The organism is Cognatishimia activa, from assembly GCF_001458335.1.
GTDB classification, from domain to species: domain Bacteria; phylum Pseudomonadota; class Alphaproteobacteria; order Rhodobacterales; family Rhodobacteraceae; genus Cognatishimia; species Cognatishimia activa.
The window spans coordinates 49,370-64,997 of sequence record NZ_CYTO01000019.1 but is presented as its reverse complement, the minus strand read 5'-3'; the positions used below and the strand labels follow the sequence as shown (position 1 = coordinate 64,997).

At 55.8% G+C, this 15,628-nt stretch carries 12 protein-coding genes; 7 read left to right on the top strand and 5 right to left on the bottom strand.

Features of this window, described 5'->3' with window-relative positions:
• The 3 genes from TA5113_RS17215 to TA5113_RS09490 all read right to left on the bottom strand — a co-directional run.
• The coding region (locus tag TA5113_RS17215) for an SIS domain-containing protein (RefSeq protein WP_306338253.1) at window positions 1-256 on the bottom strand (256 nt) is incomplete at its 3' end.
• A 477-nt stretch (window positions 257-733) separates the two neighbouring features.
• Window positions 734-2,299 carry a glycerol-3-phosphate dehydrogenase gene (gene glpD / locus TA5113_RS09495; RefSeq protein WP_058314815.1) on the bottom strand — a complete coding sequence of 522 codons (1,566 nt, stop codon included), beginning with the start codon at window positions 2,297-2,299 and terminating at the stop codon, window positions 734-736.
• A 1-nt stretch (window position 2,300) separates the two neighbouring features.
• Entirely contained in the window at window positions 2,301-3,065 is a 765-nt protein-coding gene (locus TA5113_RS09490) for a DeoR/GlpR family DNA-binding transcription regulator (protein WP_058314905.1), read from the bottom strand.
• Window positions 3,066-3,222: 157 nt separating this feature from the next.
• Here TA5113_RS09490 and TA5113_RS09485 point away from each other — a divergent pair, with 157 nt between their 5' ends.
• From TA5113_RS09485 to TA5113_RS09455, 7 genes are all read left to right on the top strand, one after another.
• Window positions 3,223-3,927 (top strand): ABC transporter permease, encoded by a 705-nt coding sequence (locus TA5113_RS09485; protein WP_058314816.1) that lies wholly within the window; start codon window positions 3,223-3,225, stop codon window positions 3,925-3,927.
• Window positions 3,921-4,637, top strand: a complete 717-nt coding sequence (locus TA5113_RS09480; protein ID WP_058314817.1) for an ATP-binding cassette domain-containing protein — start codon at window positions 3,921-3,923, stop codon at window positions 4,635-4,637. Before TA5113_RS09485 ends, TA5113_RS09480 begins: the two co-directional genes overlap by 7 nt.
• 73 nt (window positions 4,638-4,710) lie before the next feature.
• Window positions 4,711-5,136, top strand: a complete 426-nt coding sequence (locus tag TA5113_RS09475) for an NUDIX hydrolase (RefSeq protein ID WP_058314818.1) — start codon at window positions 4,711-4,713, stop codon at window positions 5,134-5,136.
• A gap of 363 nt (window positions 5,137-5,499) precedes the next feature.
• Window positions 5,500-8,604 carry an Ig-like domain-containing protein gene (locus TA5113_RS09470; protein ID WP_058314819.1) on the top strand — a complete coding sequence of 1,035 codons (3,105 nt, stop codon included), beginning with the start codon at window positions 5,500-5,502 and terminating at the stop codon, window positions 8,602-8,604.
• Between the two features lie 62 nt (window positions 8,605-8,666).
• Window positions 8,667-10,013, top strand: coding sequence for a TolC family protein (locus TA5113_RS09465; protein WP_245627147.1), 1,347 nt, complete (start codon window positions 8,667-8,669; stop codon window positions 10,011-10,013).
• Window positions 10,010-12,268 (top strand): type I secretion system permease/ATPase, encoded by a 2,259-nt coding sequence (locus tag TA5113_RS09460; protein ID WP_058314821.1) that lies wholly within the window; start codon window positions 10,010-10,012, stop codon window positions 12,266-12,268. The genes TA5113_RS09465 and TA5113_RS09460 overlap by 4 nt, the downstream gene beginning before the upstream one ends.
• Window positions 12,269-12,285: 17 nt before the next feature.
• On the top strand, window positions 12,286-13,446 hold the full coding sequence (locus TA5113_RS09455; RefSeq protein WP_370736442.1) for an HlyD family type I secretion periplasmic adaptor subunit: 1,161 nt from the start codon (window positions 12,286-12,288) through the stop codon (window positions 13,444-13,446).
• Window positions 13,447-13,472: 26 nt separating this feature from the next.
• Here TA5113_RS09455 and TA5113_RS09450 read toward each other — a convergent pair whose 3' ends face one another.
• Window positions 13,473-14,204, bottom strand: coding sequence for a trypsin-like serine peptidase (locus TA5113_RS09450; RefSeq protein WP_245627148.1), 732 nt, complete (start codon window positions 14,202-14,204; stop codon window positions 13,473-13,475).
• A 148-nt stretch (window positions 14,205-14,352) separates the two neighbouring features.
• Entirely contained in the window at window positions 14,353-15,561 is a 1,209-nt protein-coding gene (locus TA5113_RS09445) for an MFS transporter (protein ID WP_082625857.1), read from the bottom strand.
• Window positions 15,562-15,628 lie beyond the last annotated feature (67 nt).

Genomic DNA, 15,628 nt, shown 5'->3' with positions numbered 1-15,628 from the left:
CATGGCTGGCTTCTGCTCCGTGAACAAAGTAACTCGGTGTCCCGGTGCTGGCCAAAGTGGCCGCGATCTTGCGACCAATATGGCCCGACTTGCCGACGCCCGACACGACCACGCGGCCATTGATGCCCATCACACACTCAACAGCGCGTTCAAAATCTTCTGGCAGTTCGTCAGCCATTTGCGCGACCGCTTCAGCTTCTTTTTTTAGAACCTTGCGGGCCACGTCATTTGCGGTTTGAGGGGTTTTGGATGTCATATGCCTTGCCATCTGTCGGGCCGGATTGACCCGTATCTTCGCGCATTCCTATAGGGCATGAGCAATACCGCGATCAACAGGGGGGCGCAAAGCCTTTGTCGTACCTTGTGTAAATGAAAAATCCGACGAAGTCTCAAATTGCGTGTTTGACAAGTGGGGGTTCTGCGGCAACTCTGTCTGCTAACTGAAATCAGATGGATTTCCAGCGCATCAGGGATTTGGAGGATGACGCTGGATATGGTGGGCCGCGCTTTTATGCGCGGCCTCCTCCATTTTCACAAACACGTTACAATTCAAGCACTTGCCCTAGCGTCATCGACCGCAAGGGATTTGAAACTTGGTTTCAAAAACGACAATTGCCCGAAGAATCGCACCTTTTTTGAGCAGTCGAATCACAAAAACGATTCGCCCTATGGGTTTGGATTGACCTCTCTTGGCGTCATTTCAGTGCCCGCTGCGATCATTCACCAGCGACTGTCAGCGTTTTTGCAGAAATTCTTCAATCCGGTTTTGCTCTTCTTTAGACAAGCGCAATCCAAGCTTGGTGCGTCGCCAAATGAAGTCCTCAGCCGTTTGCACCCATTCTTTGTCACGTGCCCAGTTCAACTCAGCTTCGGTGATGCCTGCGCCAAAATGCTCTCCGAGATCTTCAAAGCTTTTAGCAGCCCCATAGATCTCAAACACCTCGGTCCCGTAAGTGCGAAGCAGTCGTTCCGCCTGTTGATTTGTCAGAAAGCTGTAATTGGCGTTGATCTTATCAAGAAGAGCACTGGTTCCACTCACTTCAAAGTCGCCGCCCGCCAACGTCTCCCCTGCCGTCCACTTGCCTGGCAAGTTCGGGAAGTAATCAGCGATTTTTTCAAGCGCGCTTTCCGCCAATCGACGATAGGTGGTGATCTTGCCGCCAAACACGTTCAGGATCGGTGCGCCGCCGTCATTATTGACGCGTAACACATAGTCCCGGGTCGCGGCCGTCGCGCTGCTGGCGCCGTCATTATATAGCGGGCGCACGCCTGAATAGGTCCACACCACATCGTCAGTGCTTAGATCGCGTTTGAAGTAGTTATTGGCGAAGGCGAGCAAGTAGTCACGTTCGTCGTCGCTACATTCCGGTTTTTCGTCAAAGCTGCTGTGATCCGCATCTGTCGTGCCGATCAAGGTGAAATCCTGCTCATACGGAATAGAGAAAATGATGCGCCCGTCTTCGCCTTGGAAGAAATAGCATTTGTCGTGGTCATAAAGCCGTTTGGTCACGATGTGACTGCCACGCACCAAACGCACGCTCTCTTGGCTGTTGATGCCCGCAACCCCTTGGATCACGTCCATGACCCAAGGCCCACCGGCGTTCACGATCATCTTGGCTTTGAATTCCTGCGTGTCACCGGTGTTCATATCCTGAGTATTGATGACCCAAAGGTCGCCATCCCGCCGCGCCGTTGTCACTTTGGTACGGGTCATGATTTTCGCGCCCCGCGCTTGGGCATCGCGCGCGTTCAGTACCACAAGCCGGCTGTCCTGAACCCAGCAATCAGAATATTCATATGCCTTGGCAAAACGGTCTTCCAAAGGGCCACCTTCCGGTGAGCGGGTCAGGTCGAGAGTTGTTGTCCCCGGCAAAATTTTTCGGCCACCCAAGTTGTCATACAGAAACAACCCAAATCGGATCAGCCAAGACGGGCGGCGTCCTTTCATCCAAGGCATAAACAAAGTCAGCAACTTGGACGTTGGCGTCTCTGAATCAAACCGCATGTCTTTGTGGTAAGGCAGCACAAAACGCATGGGCCAGCTGATATGCGGCATGGCCTTCAGTAGGGTCTCACGTTCGGTCAAAGCCTCGCGCACGAGACGCACTTCAAAGAACTCTAGATACCGCAATCCGCCATGGAAAAGTTTGGTGGACGCGGATGATGTCGCCCAGGCCAAATCGTTCATTTCCGCCAATGCGACCGAGAGCCCCCGCCCTGCTGCGTCTCGCGCGATGCCACAACCGTTGATACCGCCGCCGATCACAAACAGATCGTAGGTTTTCTGTGTTTCGGACATATCAGTCTTCCAATGAAATGAGTTTCGTGCCCCCGGCTTCTGCCGCTTTGGCAAAGCTTTCGGGTGGGCGTTTGTCGGTGATCACATAGTCTAAATCTGCAACGTCGCAGATCCGGACAGGGGCGTTGCGCTCAAACTTTGAGGCATCCGCCACAAGGATTTTCGTGCGCGCATTTTGCAAGATTGCGCGGGCCACGGCCACTTCGCGTTCGTCAAAATCCAAAATCGCGCCATCGTCATCCAGTGAGGATGTGCCAATCACTGCGTAATCTGCTTTGAACCGCTGTATGAACTCTACAGCCTCTGCGCCCACGACGGCCCCATCCGACTGACGCACAGATCCCCCAGCAATCACCAGAGAGTTCAACCGCGCACCGCGCAGGATATGAATGACGTTTATGTTGTTTGTGATAACGGTCAGGTCTTCGTGTGTGGCAAGAGCTGCAGCAACCTGCTCGGTTGTCGTGCCAATATTCAGAATAACTGAAGCGCCGTCGGGAATAAGCTCTGCGGCAATTGCCGCAAGCGCCTCTTTGGCGCCGGAATTGCGCAAGCGGCGCTCTTCATAGCCAAAGGACGACGCCGATACGAGCTTGCGCGCCCCGCCATGGGTTCGGGTCGCAAGGCCGCGCTCGCACAATTCGGTCAGGTCGCGGCGCACGGTCTGTGTTGTGACGGAAAATCTGTTGGACAGATCGTCTACATCCACGCGATCCTCAGCGCGCAGCAGCTCTAGAATCTGTTCTTGGCGGTCATTCAGGGCCATTGGAATGCTCATATGCTTTCGTTTCATTTGCGAAATAGCGCGAATGAACATGAAAATCCAGAGGCCGCCGGTGAAAAACGTCGTCAGAAGTCGTTTTCCAATCGCTTTTGCGTTGCGTTGCCTTCTAATGTTCAAGTCGATCTAGCTAAGTAGCGCCATGACAGAGATCTTTGAGGGCCTGAAAGCGGCCATTTGGTTGATTGTGACCTTTGATGCGGATCTCTACGAGATCGCGTTGCGCTCGCTTTATGTGACGATCACCGCAGTGATTTTTTCCTCCGTCATTGGCCTGCCTCTCGGAAGCTATCTTGCTCTGCGTCGCTTTCGTCGACGTCGCCTCGTGGTGGCCTTGCTCAATGCCTTGATGGGGCTACCGCCAGTCGTTGTCGGTTTGATCGTGTATCTCATGCTGTCGCGCTCTGGCCCTTTTGGCGTATTTGGCTTGCTCTTCACGCCCACGGCCATGATCATCGCGCAAGTCGTGATCATCACGCCTCTCGTCGCCTCAATCGCCCATCAAGCAATTCGAGAGCTTTGGGCAGAGTACCACGACCTTCTGATTTCTTTGAACGCCACTCGTGGTCAGCGCATGCGAACGCTTCTTTGGGATGGTCGCCGTGCGCTGCTTACCGCTTCGCTGGCGGGGTTTGGCCGGGGGATCGGTGAGGTTGGCGCGATTATGATCGTAGGCGGCAATATTGACCATGTGACCCGCGTCCTGACCACCGCGATTGCGCTGGAAACCGGCAAAGGAGACTTTGCCCTCGCCCTTGGGCTGGGGTTTGTCCTGATCTTCTTGGCGGTTGCCATCAACTTGCTGATTCACCGGATCTCTGGAACGGAGGTGCACGGTCGATGGTAGGGTCAATTTTTCCCGTCGAGATTGCCGATGTCACCGTGCGCAAGCGCGGTCAGGCGCTGCTGGACGGGATCTCACTGTCTCTTGCACCCCAAGGCATCACGATTGTGATGGGCCCGAATGGCGCGGGTAAATCAACGCTGCTGAAAGCGCTGCATGGGATGGAGCGTTTGAATGGCGGGCACATTCAATGGTCTCAACCAAAATCCGTGACGCAAAAGCGGCAGGCGTTTGTCTTTCAGACCCCCATTTTGATGCGCCGACCGGTAATTGACAATGTGGCCTACCCTCTCACCCTGCGCGGTGTGTCGAGCGCTGAGGCGCGCGAAAAAGCGCGGCAATGGTTGGAAAGAGTAAAGCTTGGTCCAGCTGCCCACCAACATGCTGCAGAGCTATCCGGCGGGGAGCGCCAGAAAATGGCCCTTGCGCGGGCTTTGATTGGCGAGCCGGAATTGCTGTTTCTTGATGAACCTTGCGCGAATCTTGACGGGCGCGCAACGCGGGAAATTGAGGAACTATTACTGGTGGCCAATGCAGACGGGACCCGCATCATTATGGCAACCCATGATATGGGTCAGGCGCGACGGTTGGCAGATGACGTCGTCTTTCTGAACAAAGCCAAGTTGCTTGAGCATGCGGATGCGCAGGCCTTCTTTGAGTCCCCGACAACGCCGCAAGCCCAAGCCTTTTTGAAAGGCGAAATCGTGGAGTGACATCTTGGTTTGACGCTTGCCATTCGCAAAGCCGCCACGCAGGGTGTGCGCGATAACTTTTCCAAGGTGTCTTATGGCTCAAACCCATCCGAAAGTCGCTGCCATCGCGGTTATCCTGCGCGACGATAAATTCTTACTTGTGCAACGCGGCAAAGACCCGGGGCGCGGGTTGTGGGGGTTTCCTGGCGGCCATGTGGAAATGGGCGAGTCCGCAAAAGAGGCCGCTGCACGAGAGCTTTTTGAGGAGACCCGGGTTACGGCCGACCCGATCGACGTATTGACGGCGGTTGATATCATTGGTCACGACGAAGAAGGCGCGGTGGCCTACCACTATTTGCTTGCGGTTGTGCATTGCGAATACCGTTCAGGCGAAGCGGTCGCGGGCGATGATGCCGCGGCGGTGGAGTGGGTCCCAGCACAAGAGGTCATCAACGCAGAACGCGGCTTAAATCAGGGTGTGGTCGACGTCGCCAAACAGGTATGGAAACGGCGATCCTAGTTGTCTTTCTGAGACTTAACTCGCGCTATCGCGCTTCACTCCAGGCATTAATCTACCAAGAATTGATCGACCCTAAAGATGCACGGAGATCGCAAGAACAACCCAAGATGTAGTTGGATGACTCTTCGTTCGCCGCAATATGCAGTTTTTTGCCAACATCGCCCTGCGAAGGCGGTGATAAATCTGCCACAATCGCCACAAATTCCCGCCCAAATCATGACATAATCCCGGCTATTATGCGGGAATCTATACCCAAATCTCCCCCTGACCACAGATTGCCTCTGGATTAATGTCTTGGAAGCGGTATAAAAATGCCAGTTAATAACGGGTTAAAAAAACCCATCATCTGAGCGGTGAAATCTAATGAGTGTTCTAAGTTATGCCGTCCGTGGCGCGGACGGGGTGGTGGCGCGTGGGGAAACCTCGTCGCTAAGCAATAACGTGATATTTGCAGGCAATGTTAAGCACATTTCGCTTAACCTCTCTCCCTCTGAAGTCGTGGGATATATCCAAAACGGAAATGATCTGTTGATCGAACTCGCCAGCGGCGAAGTGATCAATCTGCAAGGGTATTTCAATGGCGGTGCTGAGGACAAAGAATTGTATCTCAGCAAAGAGGGCGAGTTCCATCAAGTGGATCTTGGCACCCCGATCGGCAACCAATTCCCAGCGACCTACGAGGTGGCTGACATCTCGGGCAAATGGTCACAATACGACGAGCTTACCTTCCTTGATCTGGAACGGGTTGAGCCGGTGGTCGCGCCACTTGTTGCCCCTGCCCTGGGCGGCCTAGGTGCAGCTGGCGCAGCAGCGATTGGTGGCATTGCGGTCGTCGGTGGCGGCGGCGGTGGCGGCGGCGGTGGAAATGGGGACGGACCCATTGTCCCAACCGTAGACAATCCAGATGTGGATCGCATTATCGGCGGCACTGGCCCTGATGGCACCGAAGTGTCTGGCACAGGCGAGGCAGGCTCGACCGTTACCGTAACCGTGGGCGACGAAACCATTGAGACCACTGTAGGTGACGATGGCACATGGTCTGTTGCGTTTGACCCAACCACGCTTCCGGCCGATGGCGTTTACGCCTCTACCGTGAAGGTGGTGGCGCCCGACGGAACCGAGTACGATTTGGCAGGCCCAGATGTAGACATCGACACAACTGCGCCAGATGCGGTTGTGACCGAAGGCACCCTATCCGTGGGCGAGGTCGTCAACGCCGAAGAACACGCTGACGGCCACGTGATTACCGGCACCGGCGAAGCGGGCGCGACCATTGATGTGACCATCAATGGCACAACGCACACCACAACCGTTGGCGGCGATGGCTCTTGGTCCGTTTCCTTCGCCACAGGCGAGATCGCGACGGGTGAGTACGAAACCGAAGTCACCGTGACCTCCACCGATGAACGTGGCAACAGTGTTACCACCACAGACACGTTGTCTGTCGACACGGTTGCGCCTGAGATCGCCATGGGAACCGTAGAAGGTGACAACACCATTAGCGCATCAGAATTGACTGATGGCGTGACTTTGACTGGCACTGGCGAAGCGGGTGCGTCTTTGACGATCCAGATCCAAGGCGAAAGCTATACAACCACTGTTGGTGACAACGGGACTTGGTCTTTGGATCTCTCGGCAACTTCCATCCAGACCGGAACCTATGACGAAACCGTCACTTTGACGGCGACGGATGCGGCGGGCAACAGCCACAGCGAAAGCTACACTTTGCATGTGGATACCGAGGGTTCCGTTACCTTGGGCGCACCAATCGAAGATGATAACGTGGCCAACGCTGCTGAAGTGGCCGATGGCATTACGCTGACAGGCACCGCGGAAGCGGGCTCGAGCGTTGTGGTGAATTTCCAAGGCATCAACCGCACGGTAACAGCGGATAGCGATGGCAACTGGTCGGCAAGCTTTGCCGCGGGTGAAATTCAGTCGGGAACATATGACTCACAGATCACCGTCACAGCGACGGACCCCGTGGGCAACACAAGCACAACCACCGGTACCGTGCATGTGGATACTGAAATTGACGCGTCAATCGACGACGGCCAAGTGGGCGGCGATGACACTGCCAATGCGGCAGAAGTTGCCGCAGGCTTTACCCTGACAGGCACCGCGGATGCGGGTGCATCTGTGCAAGTGACCTTGCATGGCGTAACCAAAACCGTGACCGCAAGTGCGGATGGCTCTTGGTCGGCAACATATACATCGTCGGAAATCCCATCTGGCGAATATGATGCTGTGGTGAGCGTGACCGCGACCGACACAGCGGGCAACAGCACAACCGTTTCTGACACGATTCGAGTAGACACAGACGTGTCTGTTGGGGTCGATGATGATCAGGCAGGCGGTGACAATATCGCCAATGCGGCGGAAGTGGCAGGCGGTCTTGCCTTTACAGGCATCGCAGACGCGGGTGAGCAAGTGCAGGTTTCTTTCCAGGGGGTTACAAAGACAGTGACCGCGGATGGAAGCGGCAATTGGACAGCCAATTTCGCGTCATCTGAAATTCCTCAAGGAGAATATACAGGCACGCTGACGGCGACTGTCACGGATGCTGCAGGCAACACTGCGACCTCTAGCCAAGAAGTCCAAGTGGATACTGCCACTCAAGCGACAGTTTCTGTGCAACCTGCGGTCGGAGATGCGACCATCAACGCCGCTGAAATGCAGAGTGGCGTCACGCTGGACGGAACAGGCGAACCGGGCTCGACCATCAGCGTGGAGATTGGTGGCGTCGTTCGTTCGACCACGGTCACTGAAAGCGGCACATGGTCTGTCACCTACGAAAACGGCAGCTTGCCTGAAGGGACATACACCACCACCGCGAACGTCACGGCGACAGACTTGGCGGGCAACACGGCAACGGCCAGCAGCCAGTTCAGCGTGGATACAGAGGTCAATAATCCATTGATCAGCTCTGTGACCTTCTCTGATGATGATGTGACAGCCGTTTCGGTTGAAAGCAGCGATCAAGATATCTCGATCCATGGTTTGAATTCAAACGGAACGTCCAGCGCATTCAACGCGACAGAGGTGAACCTCACACCAGATGAGAGCCTCTTTGCTCTGAATCCAGCGGCATCTGAAGGTACGAACCTAGTAATTGCGGGCGAAGATGCAGCAGGCAACCAATCTGACACGCTTCTGATCCTGGACGACAACGCGACCAACGCAGGCACGCTAGATCACGCATCCTTGGGCAATTTCCAGATTGAAGGCATCGAGCTGGATTACGCGGCAGACGTGAACCTGACGCTGACAGAGTCTCAGATTCGCGATCTGTCCGATACGTCTGACACGCTCACCGTTCATGGCGGCAGTGATGATACGCTGACAGTCAATGGTGCGCAGGCGACGGGCGATACCGTGAATATCGAAGGTGAAGATTACGACGTCTACACCGTCGGTGATGACGGCGTCACCCTGATCGTTGACCAAGACATCAACATGGTCATCTAACCAAGAAAAAGACGGCGCACTTGCAAGAGCGCCGTCGCTTCTCTTCCCGGAAAGAAAACCCTTTGGCCCACGCCCGATTGATCCTCCCCTTGATTGCCAGCCTCGCGCTGACGGGGTGTGTCTCGGACTTGCCGACCGCCAAAGAGCTCATGGCGAAGCTGCCGGGTTCAGATCGCTCTGAGCGCGCGGCGGGTGAAGAGAGGAAAGGTCTTTTCGCACGTCGTGACCAATCGGATGACAAAGCGTTAGCCAATGCCGACTCCGAGATCATCACGGAACTTCAAAACCGTCACTCTGTGCTCCATGCTGACAGTACATATGGTCAAATTGCTCAAGCCGCATTGGCAACCGGTGCGAGTGCCGCCGAAGCGGAACTGCGCAGCGCGAAGCTGCGTGCCGAAGCCGCCAACAAGAACTGGCTTCCAACCATCGGCCCGTCGATCAGTCTGACCAGTCTCGGCGAAGTCATCACCAGCTTGCTGGTCGAGCAAGTGGTGTTTGACAACGGCAAACGCAAAGCCGAACGCGCTTTTGCAGCGGCGGATGTGGAAGTGGCAGCGGTGTCCTTGTCTGAAGACATGAACGAGCGCGTTTTTACGGCTGTGTCGCTTTATGTTTCCGCTTTGCGTGGACAAGCGAAAGCACAAGAAGGCGAGAAGGCCTTGGGTCGCATGCGGGCATTGCAGCGGGTTGTAGATGGCCGTGTTCGTGGTGGCGTATCAAACAAGGGCGATTTGCGCACCGTGGACGGCAAGGTTTTGGACCTGCAAAACGGCGTGCAGAACGCGTCTGAATCCGCGGCAATCGCGCTTTCGGAACTGCGTATTCTGACCAAAAGCGACTTCCCGGGCGTGCCTGTGGGCAACTTGAGCATTACCCGTCCTTCAGTCGATACTTTGGCCGTGATCCGCGCAAGTGCGGAAGGCAAGCGCAGCGTGGCGCAAGCCAAAGCAGAACGCGCCGCCAAGCTTCCAAGCATCAAAGCGACGGCAACCGCAAATGGCGACGGCGTGACCGGAGGTCTGCGCGCTGGCAGTGATCAAGGTTTTGGATTTGGGACGGGAGCAGAACTGCGTGCCATCCAAAGTACCCAAGAAGCGGCCGAACGTCAGGTTGTGGAAGCGCGTCAGAAATCAGAGCGTTCGATCAACCGCCTTGAACACCGGATTTCGAGCCTAAAGCGCCAAGAAATGGACGCGGCAGCGCTTGCAGACGAAGGCCACAAGACATTCCGTCTGTTTGAATCCCAGTTCAAAGCGGGTCAGCGCTCGGTCATCGAAGTGGTCAATGCGTATGAGAAATCCATCCGGCGCCGGATGGAACATTTGGACGCCAAATATGACGTCATGATCGCGCAATTGGAACTGGCACGCGACCTCGGCCTTCTTGCCAGCGGAGACCAGATATGAGCCAGAGCAAAGCCCCTATTGTTCTGTCGATCAACCCGGTCACAAAGGCAAAAACCGCACCTTCAAACATACCGATTGCCCCACCGAAACAGGTTGTAGCGCCGACGACAGGCGGCGAGACCGACGCAGGCATCAGCGACCTCATCAACGGCACCGCCAAACGCATCCAGCATCGGGCTCAGTTGATTTCAACACTGGCTGGTCTCCACGGCGAAGAATGTCCGGTTGTCGACATCGCTGAATACATGTGGACCAGCTCTCCGGGCGATGTGTCAATCAAAGCGCTCGCTAAGGCATTAAAGCATGCAGGGGTGGAGCCTAGGATTTCTTCTAAAGCGCAAATCGCACCGCAAAGCTGGCCCGCGATCACGCTGATGAAAAACGGGCAGTCGGTGCTGGTACTGTCTCAGGAAGAGCAAACCCTGACGATTTTTGACACAAGCTGCATGGACAATCGGGCGGAAGTTCCGGTTGCCGACTTTGAACCGTTCTTCAGCGGAACTATCCTGCGTGCAAAGGTCACCTTACAACAAATCGCTGAACGTCATCTGCCGCAGGCATCGAAAGGCCACTGGTTTTGGGGTGAGTTCCGCAACTTCAAACCGCAAATGGCAGAGATCATGCTTGGCTCGTTGGTCGCCAATATCCTTGCCGTGGGCGTAGCTTTGTTTTCTCTGCAAGTTTATGACCGGGTGATCCCGCACCAATCCCAGGCGACCCTTTGGGTTCTGGCAATTGGTGCGATTATGGCTGTCGCGCTTGAAGGCGCTTTAAAACTCGCGCGCGCCCGAATGAGCGACGCCGCCGGCCGACGGATAGAACTGTCCATTCAGCATACTTTGATGCGTCGTTTGCTGGGCATGCGCTCTGACAAACGCCCCCTGCCCGCCTCGGGTCTATTCGCAGCCACCCGCGATTTCGCCAGTGTTCGAGACTTCTTCACCTCCAGCACGATCTCCGTGTTGGCAGATATTCCGTTTATCCTGATCTTCCTGCTACTCGTGGCCTCGATCGCCGGCAATCTGGTCTGGCTCTTGGTGATCGGCGGCATCCTGATGGTTGTGCCCGCCTACGCGTTGCAAAAACGCATGATCGCTCTGACCCGCAAGACCCAAGGGGCCGCATCTAAATCGGGCAGGCTTCTGCAAGAGGTGATCACCGAACTCGACACGGTGAAAACCCAGCGCGGTGAAGAACGTGTGCTGCGACTTTGGGATGAGCTCAACAGCCTGTCGTCCCATAGCTCCGCCGAGCAACGTCGTCTGTCTGGCATGCTGACCTATTGGTCCCAAGGGGTGCAGCAGGTGACCTATGTGGCCACGGTTGTGGTTGGCACCTATTTGGTTTTCGCCGGTGAATTCACCGTCGGCACGATCATCGCGACCGGCATTCTGACAAGCCGCACGCTCGCCCCTCTCACCCAATTCGCCGGGATCATGGCCCGCTGGAACAACGTGAAAGGCGCGCTGGAAAGCCTTGACGCCATCGCGCTTGCTCCTCAGGAAAAAGACGAGGACCGCACCTATCTGCGTCGCGAAACTCTGAACGGAAAGTTTGAGCTGCGCGAGCTTGCCTTCTCTTATGACGAAGGCGGCGCACAGACATTGGACGTGCCAGGTGTCGTGATCAAACCGGGTCAGCGCGTGACCATTCTCGGGGCCAACGGTTCTGGCAAATCTACGCTTCTGAAGCTGATTGCCGGGCTTTATGCCCCGACCAAGGGCCGCATCCTGCTGGATGACACCGACATGTCCCAAATCGACCCCCGCGACATCCGCCGCGGCGTTGGATATTTGGGCCAAGACGTGCGCCTGTTTGCAGGAAGCTTGCGCGATAACCTGAACCTCAGCCAGCTAGAGCGCGATGATGATCGCTTGATGCAAGCGTTTGACTTTGCAGGGCTTGGCCCGTTTTTGCGCAACCACCCGCAAGGGCTGGATTTGGAAATCCGCGATGGCGGTGAGGGTCTGTCCATTGGTCAACGCCAATCCATCGGTTGGGCGCGGTTGTGGCTGCAGAACCCGCAGATTGTATTGCTGGATGAACCGACTGCCGCGCTTGACCAAACGCTGGAACGCACATTGGTCAGCCGCTTAGGCCCGTGGCTTGAGAACCGCACCGCAATCATCGCAACCCACCGTACACCGATCCTTGCGCTGTCCAATCGGACACTGATCCTGCAGGCCGGTCGCTTGGTTGTAGATGGGCCGCGCGAACAGGTGCTTGCGCATCTCGCATCAGGGAATCGCTCATGACGGACTCCACTTTCGCAATGGACGCGGAACTTGACGAACAAATGGGAAGCGCTCGCAAGACGATCCGTTTGGTGGCCCTTGCGGTGATACTATTTCTGATCTGGGCTGCCGTGGCTTGGGTCGACGAGATCGTGCGCGCGGACGGCGAGGTGGTGTCATCCTCTCGCTCCCAAAGCATTCAGAACCTTGAAGGCGGTATCCTCGCCGATATTTCCGTGAAACAGGGCGACAAGGTCGAAGCGGGCCAAGTTTTGGCCACGCTGCAAGACACCAAGTTCCGGTCTGCCTTTGACGATCTCCAAGACCAAATCGACGCGCTAGAAATCAAACGTATGCGGCTTGAGGCGGAAATCGAAGGTCATTACGAGTTTGAGGTTCCCGCAGATCTGGCAAAGCGTTCCCCGCGCATTGTGACCTCTGAAACAGCGCTTCTGAAAGCGCGCCAGACGGATTTCGCAAGCCGCAGCAACGGGGCATTTGATCAACTCGAGCAAGCAAAAGAAGAGCTTGCGAATATGCAGCGGCTTTATAAGCAGGAATTCGTGGCGCTATTGGAAGTGAACAAGGCGCGCACAGAAGCCTCTGAGGCGGAAATCCGATATATGGATATCGTCACGCAATCCGAGCTGACCCGTGCCGAAGAGTATTCCGAAACGCTGCAGGAGCTGACGTCCAAACGCCAAGAAATGCGTCTGGCGACGGACCAGCTAGAGCGTACCGTGATCACCGCTCCGATGCGGGGCATCGTGAACAACCTCGCGGTCACAACCATCGGCGGCGTTGTTCGCCCAGGTGAAGAGATCTTTGAAATCATCCCGCTGGATGAAGATCTGTTCGTTGAGGCAAAGGTTCCGCCGGAAAACATCGCCAGCGTCACTCCCGGCCAATCGGCCACAATTAAACTGACCGCATATGACTACACGATCTATGGCACCTTGAAGGGAACAGTGGAGTTTGTCTCTGCGGACACATTCGAGGACGAGCGAGATCCGTCCCTACCACCTTTTTATAAAGTCACGGTCAGTGTCGATCAGGCGGACCTAACCGAGCGGCAAAAGAATATCGAGATCAGGCCGGGCATGCGGTCTCAGATCGAGCTGCACACGGGATCGAAAACGATCCTGCAATACCTGCTCAAACCTCTCTATAAATCCCGCGAAGCTCTTCGCGAGGCTTGATTTTCGGAAAGTGATTGGGCTGCGCCTTACTTCAGGCTCGCCCAGCTTTCTGTCATCAGCGCGTTCAGCGTCTTGGTGTCTAGCGATGTGCCGACAGAGACTTTGCGTCCACCCATGGCTGCTTTTGCAGACACGACTGAAACCAAGGCTGGTTTCTGACCATCGCCAAAGGACAAGACCGGTGCACCAGAAGCGCCGAAATCCACTTCACAAGACATAACGAGCGTCTCGCTTTGCTGCGCCAAAACCTGACACGGGTAAGCGAAAGCTGGATCGTTCTTATGCCCCAAAGCATAAGACACCACACCAAGCATCTCGCCCTTGGCCGGGCGGCCACCGACAGGAACCGGCTTGGCAGCAGAGCTTGGGATTGCTTCGTTCAGGCGCAGGAGAGCCACATCATAGCCAAGCTGCGCATTTTTACCGCGTTTGCGATGTTTGTATTCCGGGTGATGTTTTGCCGAGACGACACCGCGCACAGCTTTGGCTTTGCCACCGGCCATACCCGCTTGGAATTTCATCTTCGACGTATCGATTTTGCGCCCATTAAATGGGTCATACAAACAGTGTGCCGCGGTCAACACCAAGTCATCGGATACCAAAGCACCGGTGCACATGGACCGGCCTCCGAATACCAGACGCCCGATGGCAGACCCGCCGGGCAGATCGGTAACGCGCATTGCGGATGCGCTTGTTTGATCCCCTGCGACAGAGGGGCTGGCTAGGGTCAAAGCCACTGCATAAAACGTAACGCGCACAAGACCTCCAAAACTTTAGTCCTGTGCATATGGCCCGTGGCAAGAGGCAGAAGTCGGGCGTGTGAAGATCATTTTCGGGGGGCTTTTGTGCTCAAATCGCGGCAACTGCAGCGGAAATAAGGCAGGCCACTATGGCCGCCCCTTATTCTTAAGGGGAATGATCTGTGGATCGTAACCGCAATATCAAAGGCACCATGGCGATGATGAGTATGGCAGCAAAAAGATAAGGCGCGCCCGGTAGATAGATTTGTGATTCATTCACGTACCATTCAAAAACGCTCGTCATCGCCAGCGGCGCGGCAATGGACGCAACGGACGCGAGGGACGCAATCACCCCCTGAACCAACCCTTGCTGATCTTCGCCAACCGTATTGGCCGCGATGGCCGTCATCAAAGGCGGAGACATATCCCCGAGTGCTGCGATTGGCAGAACGATCGCGACGACCCATATGTTGTTGGTCAGCCCAAAACCAACCATGCCAATCACCCCCGCGGCAACACCGATCAAAAGCGTTTTGTGGTCGCCAAACCGTTTTGTCAGCTGCGGCAAGATCCCGGCCTGAACAATAGCGATTAAGATGCCATAGGCCGATAGGCTGAGGCCGATCACAAAGCCGGTCCAGCCAAACACCTCGCGGCCCCAAAAGGCCCAAAGGGTGGGATAAACGAGATTTGCGAACTCAAAGACAAATAGGCAGGCCAAAGGGATCGCCAGCCCGGGGATGCGGAAGGCCTTTAGAATGGCGCTAAATGGGTTAAGGCCGGACATTGTGAATTTGCGCCGGTTCTCTGGTTTTAGAGATTCCGGCAGAATGAAAATCCCGAAGGCGACGTTGGCGGCCGCAAGGCCCGCCGCAATCCAGAATGGCGCAGTGATATGTAGACCTGACGCCAACCCGCCAATCGCCGGACCCAGCACAAAGCCAATGCCAAAGGCCGCGCCAATCATTCCAAAAGCTGCACCACGTTCTTTCGGATCTGCAATATCGGCAATATAGGCGGTCGCCGTCGTGTGGCTGGCGCCCGCAATCCCCGCCATCACACGACCGATCAACAGCACCCAGTAGGTTTGCGCCAGAGCCATAATCACGTAGTCGATCGCAAGCGTCAGAAGCGTCGCGATCAGGATCGGGCGGCGGCCGTAAGCATCAGACAGATTTCCCATAATGGGGCCAAACAAAAACATGGCGACCGCATAGGCCGACATCATGATCCCACCCCAAAGCGCGCCTTCCGCCGTGGTGCCGGCCCCGACCCGCTCCATCAAATCGGGCATGATCGGGAACACGATGCCGATGCCAATCGCATCGATCATCAATGTCGCCAGAATAAACAGAAAGGGACCTTGCAGTTTCATGAGGGCAAGGGACACGGGAACCGGTGTGATTACAAGCGTTAATACACGTCGCTGCTGCCAAGTAATG

Coding starts and splice junctions, on each gene's coding strand:
- glpD (WP_058314815.1), bottom strand. CDS start 2,299: ATGTCCGAAACACAGAAAACCTACGATCTGTTTGTGATCGGCGGCGGT.
- TA5113_RS09490 (WP_058314905.1), bottom strand. CDS start 3,065: ATGGCCCTGAATGACCGCCAAGAACAGATTCTAGAGCTGCTGCGCGCT.
- TA5113_RS09485 (WP_058314816.1), top strand. CDS start 3,223: ATGACAGAGATCTTTGAGGGCCTGAAAGCGGCCATTTGGTTGATTGTG.
- TA5113_RS09480 (WP_058314817.1), top strand. CDS start 3,921: ATGGTAGGGTCAATTTTTCCCGTCGAGATTGCCGATGTCACCGTGCGC.
- TA5113_RS09475 (WP_058314818.1), top strand. CDS start 4,711: ATGGCTCAAACCCATCCGAAAGTCGCTGCCATCGCGGTTATCCTGCGC.
- TA5113_RS09470 (WP_058314819.1), top strand. CDS start 5,500: ATGAGTGTTCTAAGTTATGCCGTCCGTGGCGCGGACGGGGTGGTGGCG.
- TA5113_RS09460 (WP_058314821.1), top strand. CDS start 10,010: ATGAGCCAGAGCAAAGCCCCTATTGTTCTGTCGATCAACCCGGTCACA.
- TA5113_RS09455 (WP_370736442.1), top strand. CDS start 12,286: ATGGACGCGGAACTTGACGAACAAATGGGAAGCGCTCGCAAGACGATC.
- TA5113_RS09445 (WP_082625857.1), bottom strand. CDS start 15,561: ATGAAACTGCAAGGTCCCTTTCTGTTTATTCTGGCGACATTGATGATC.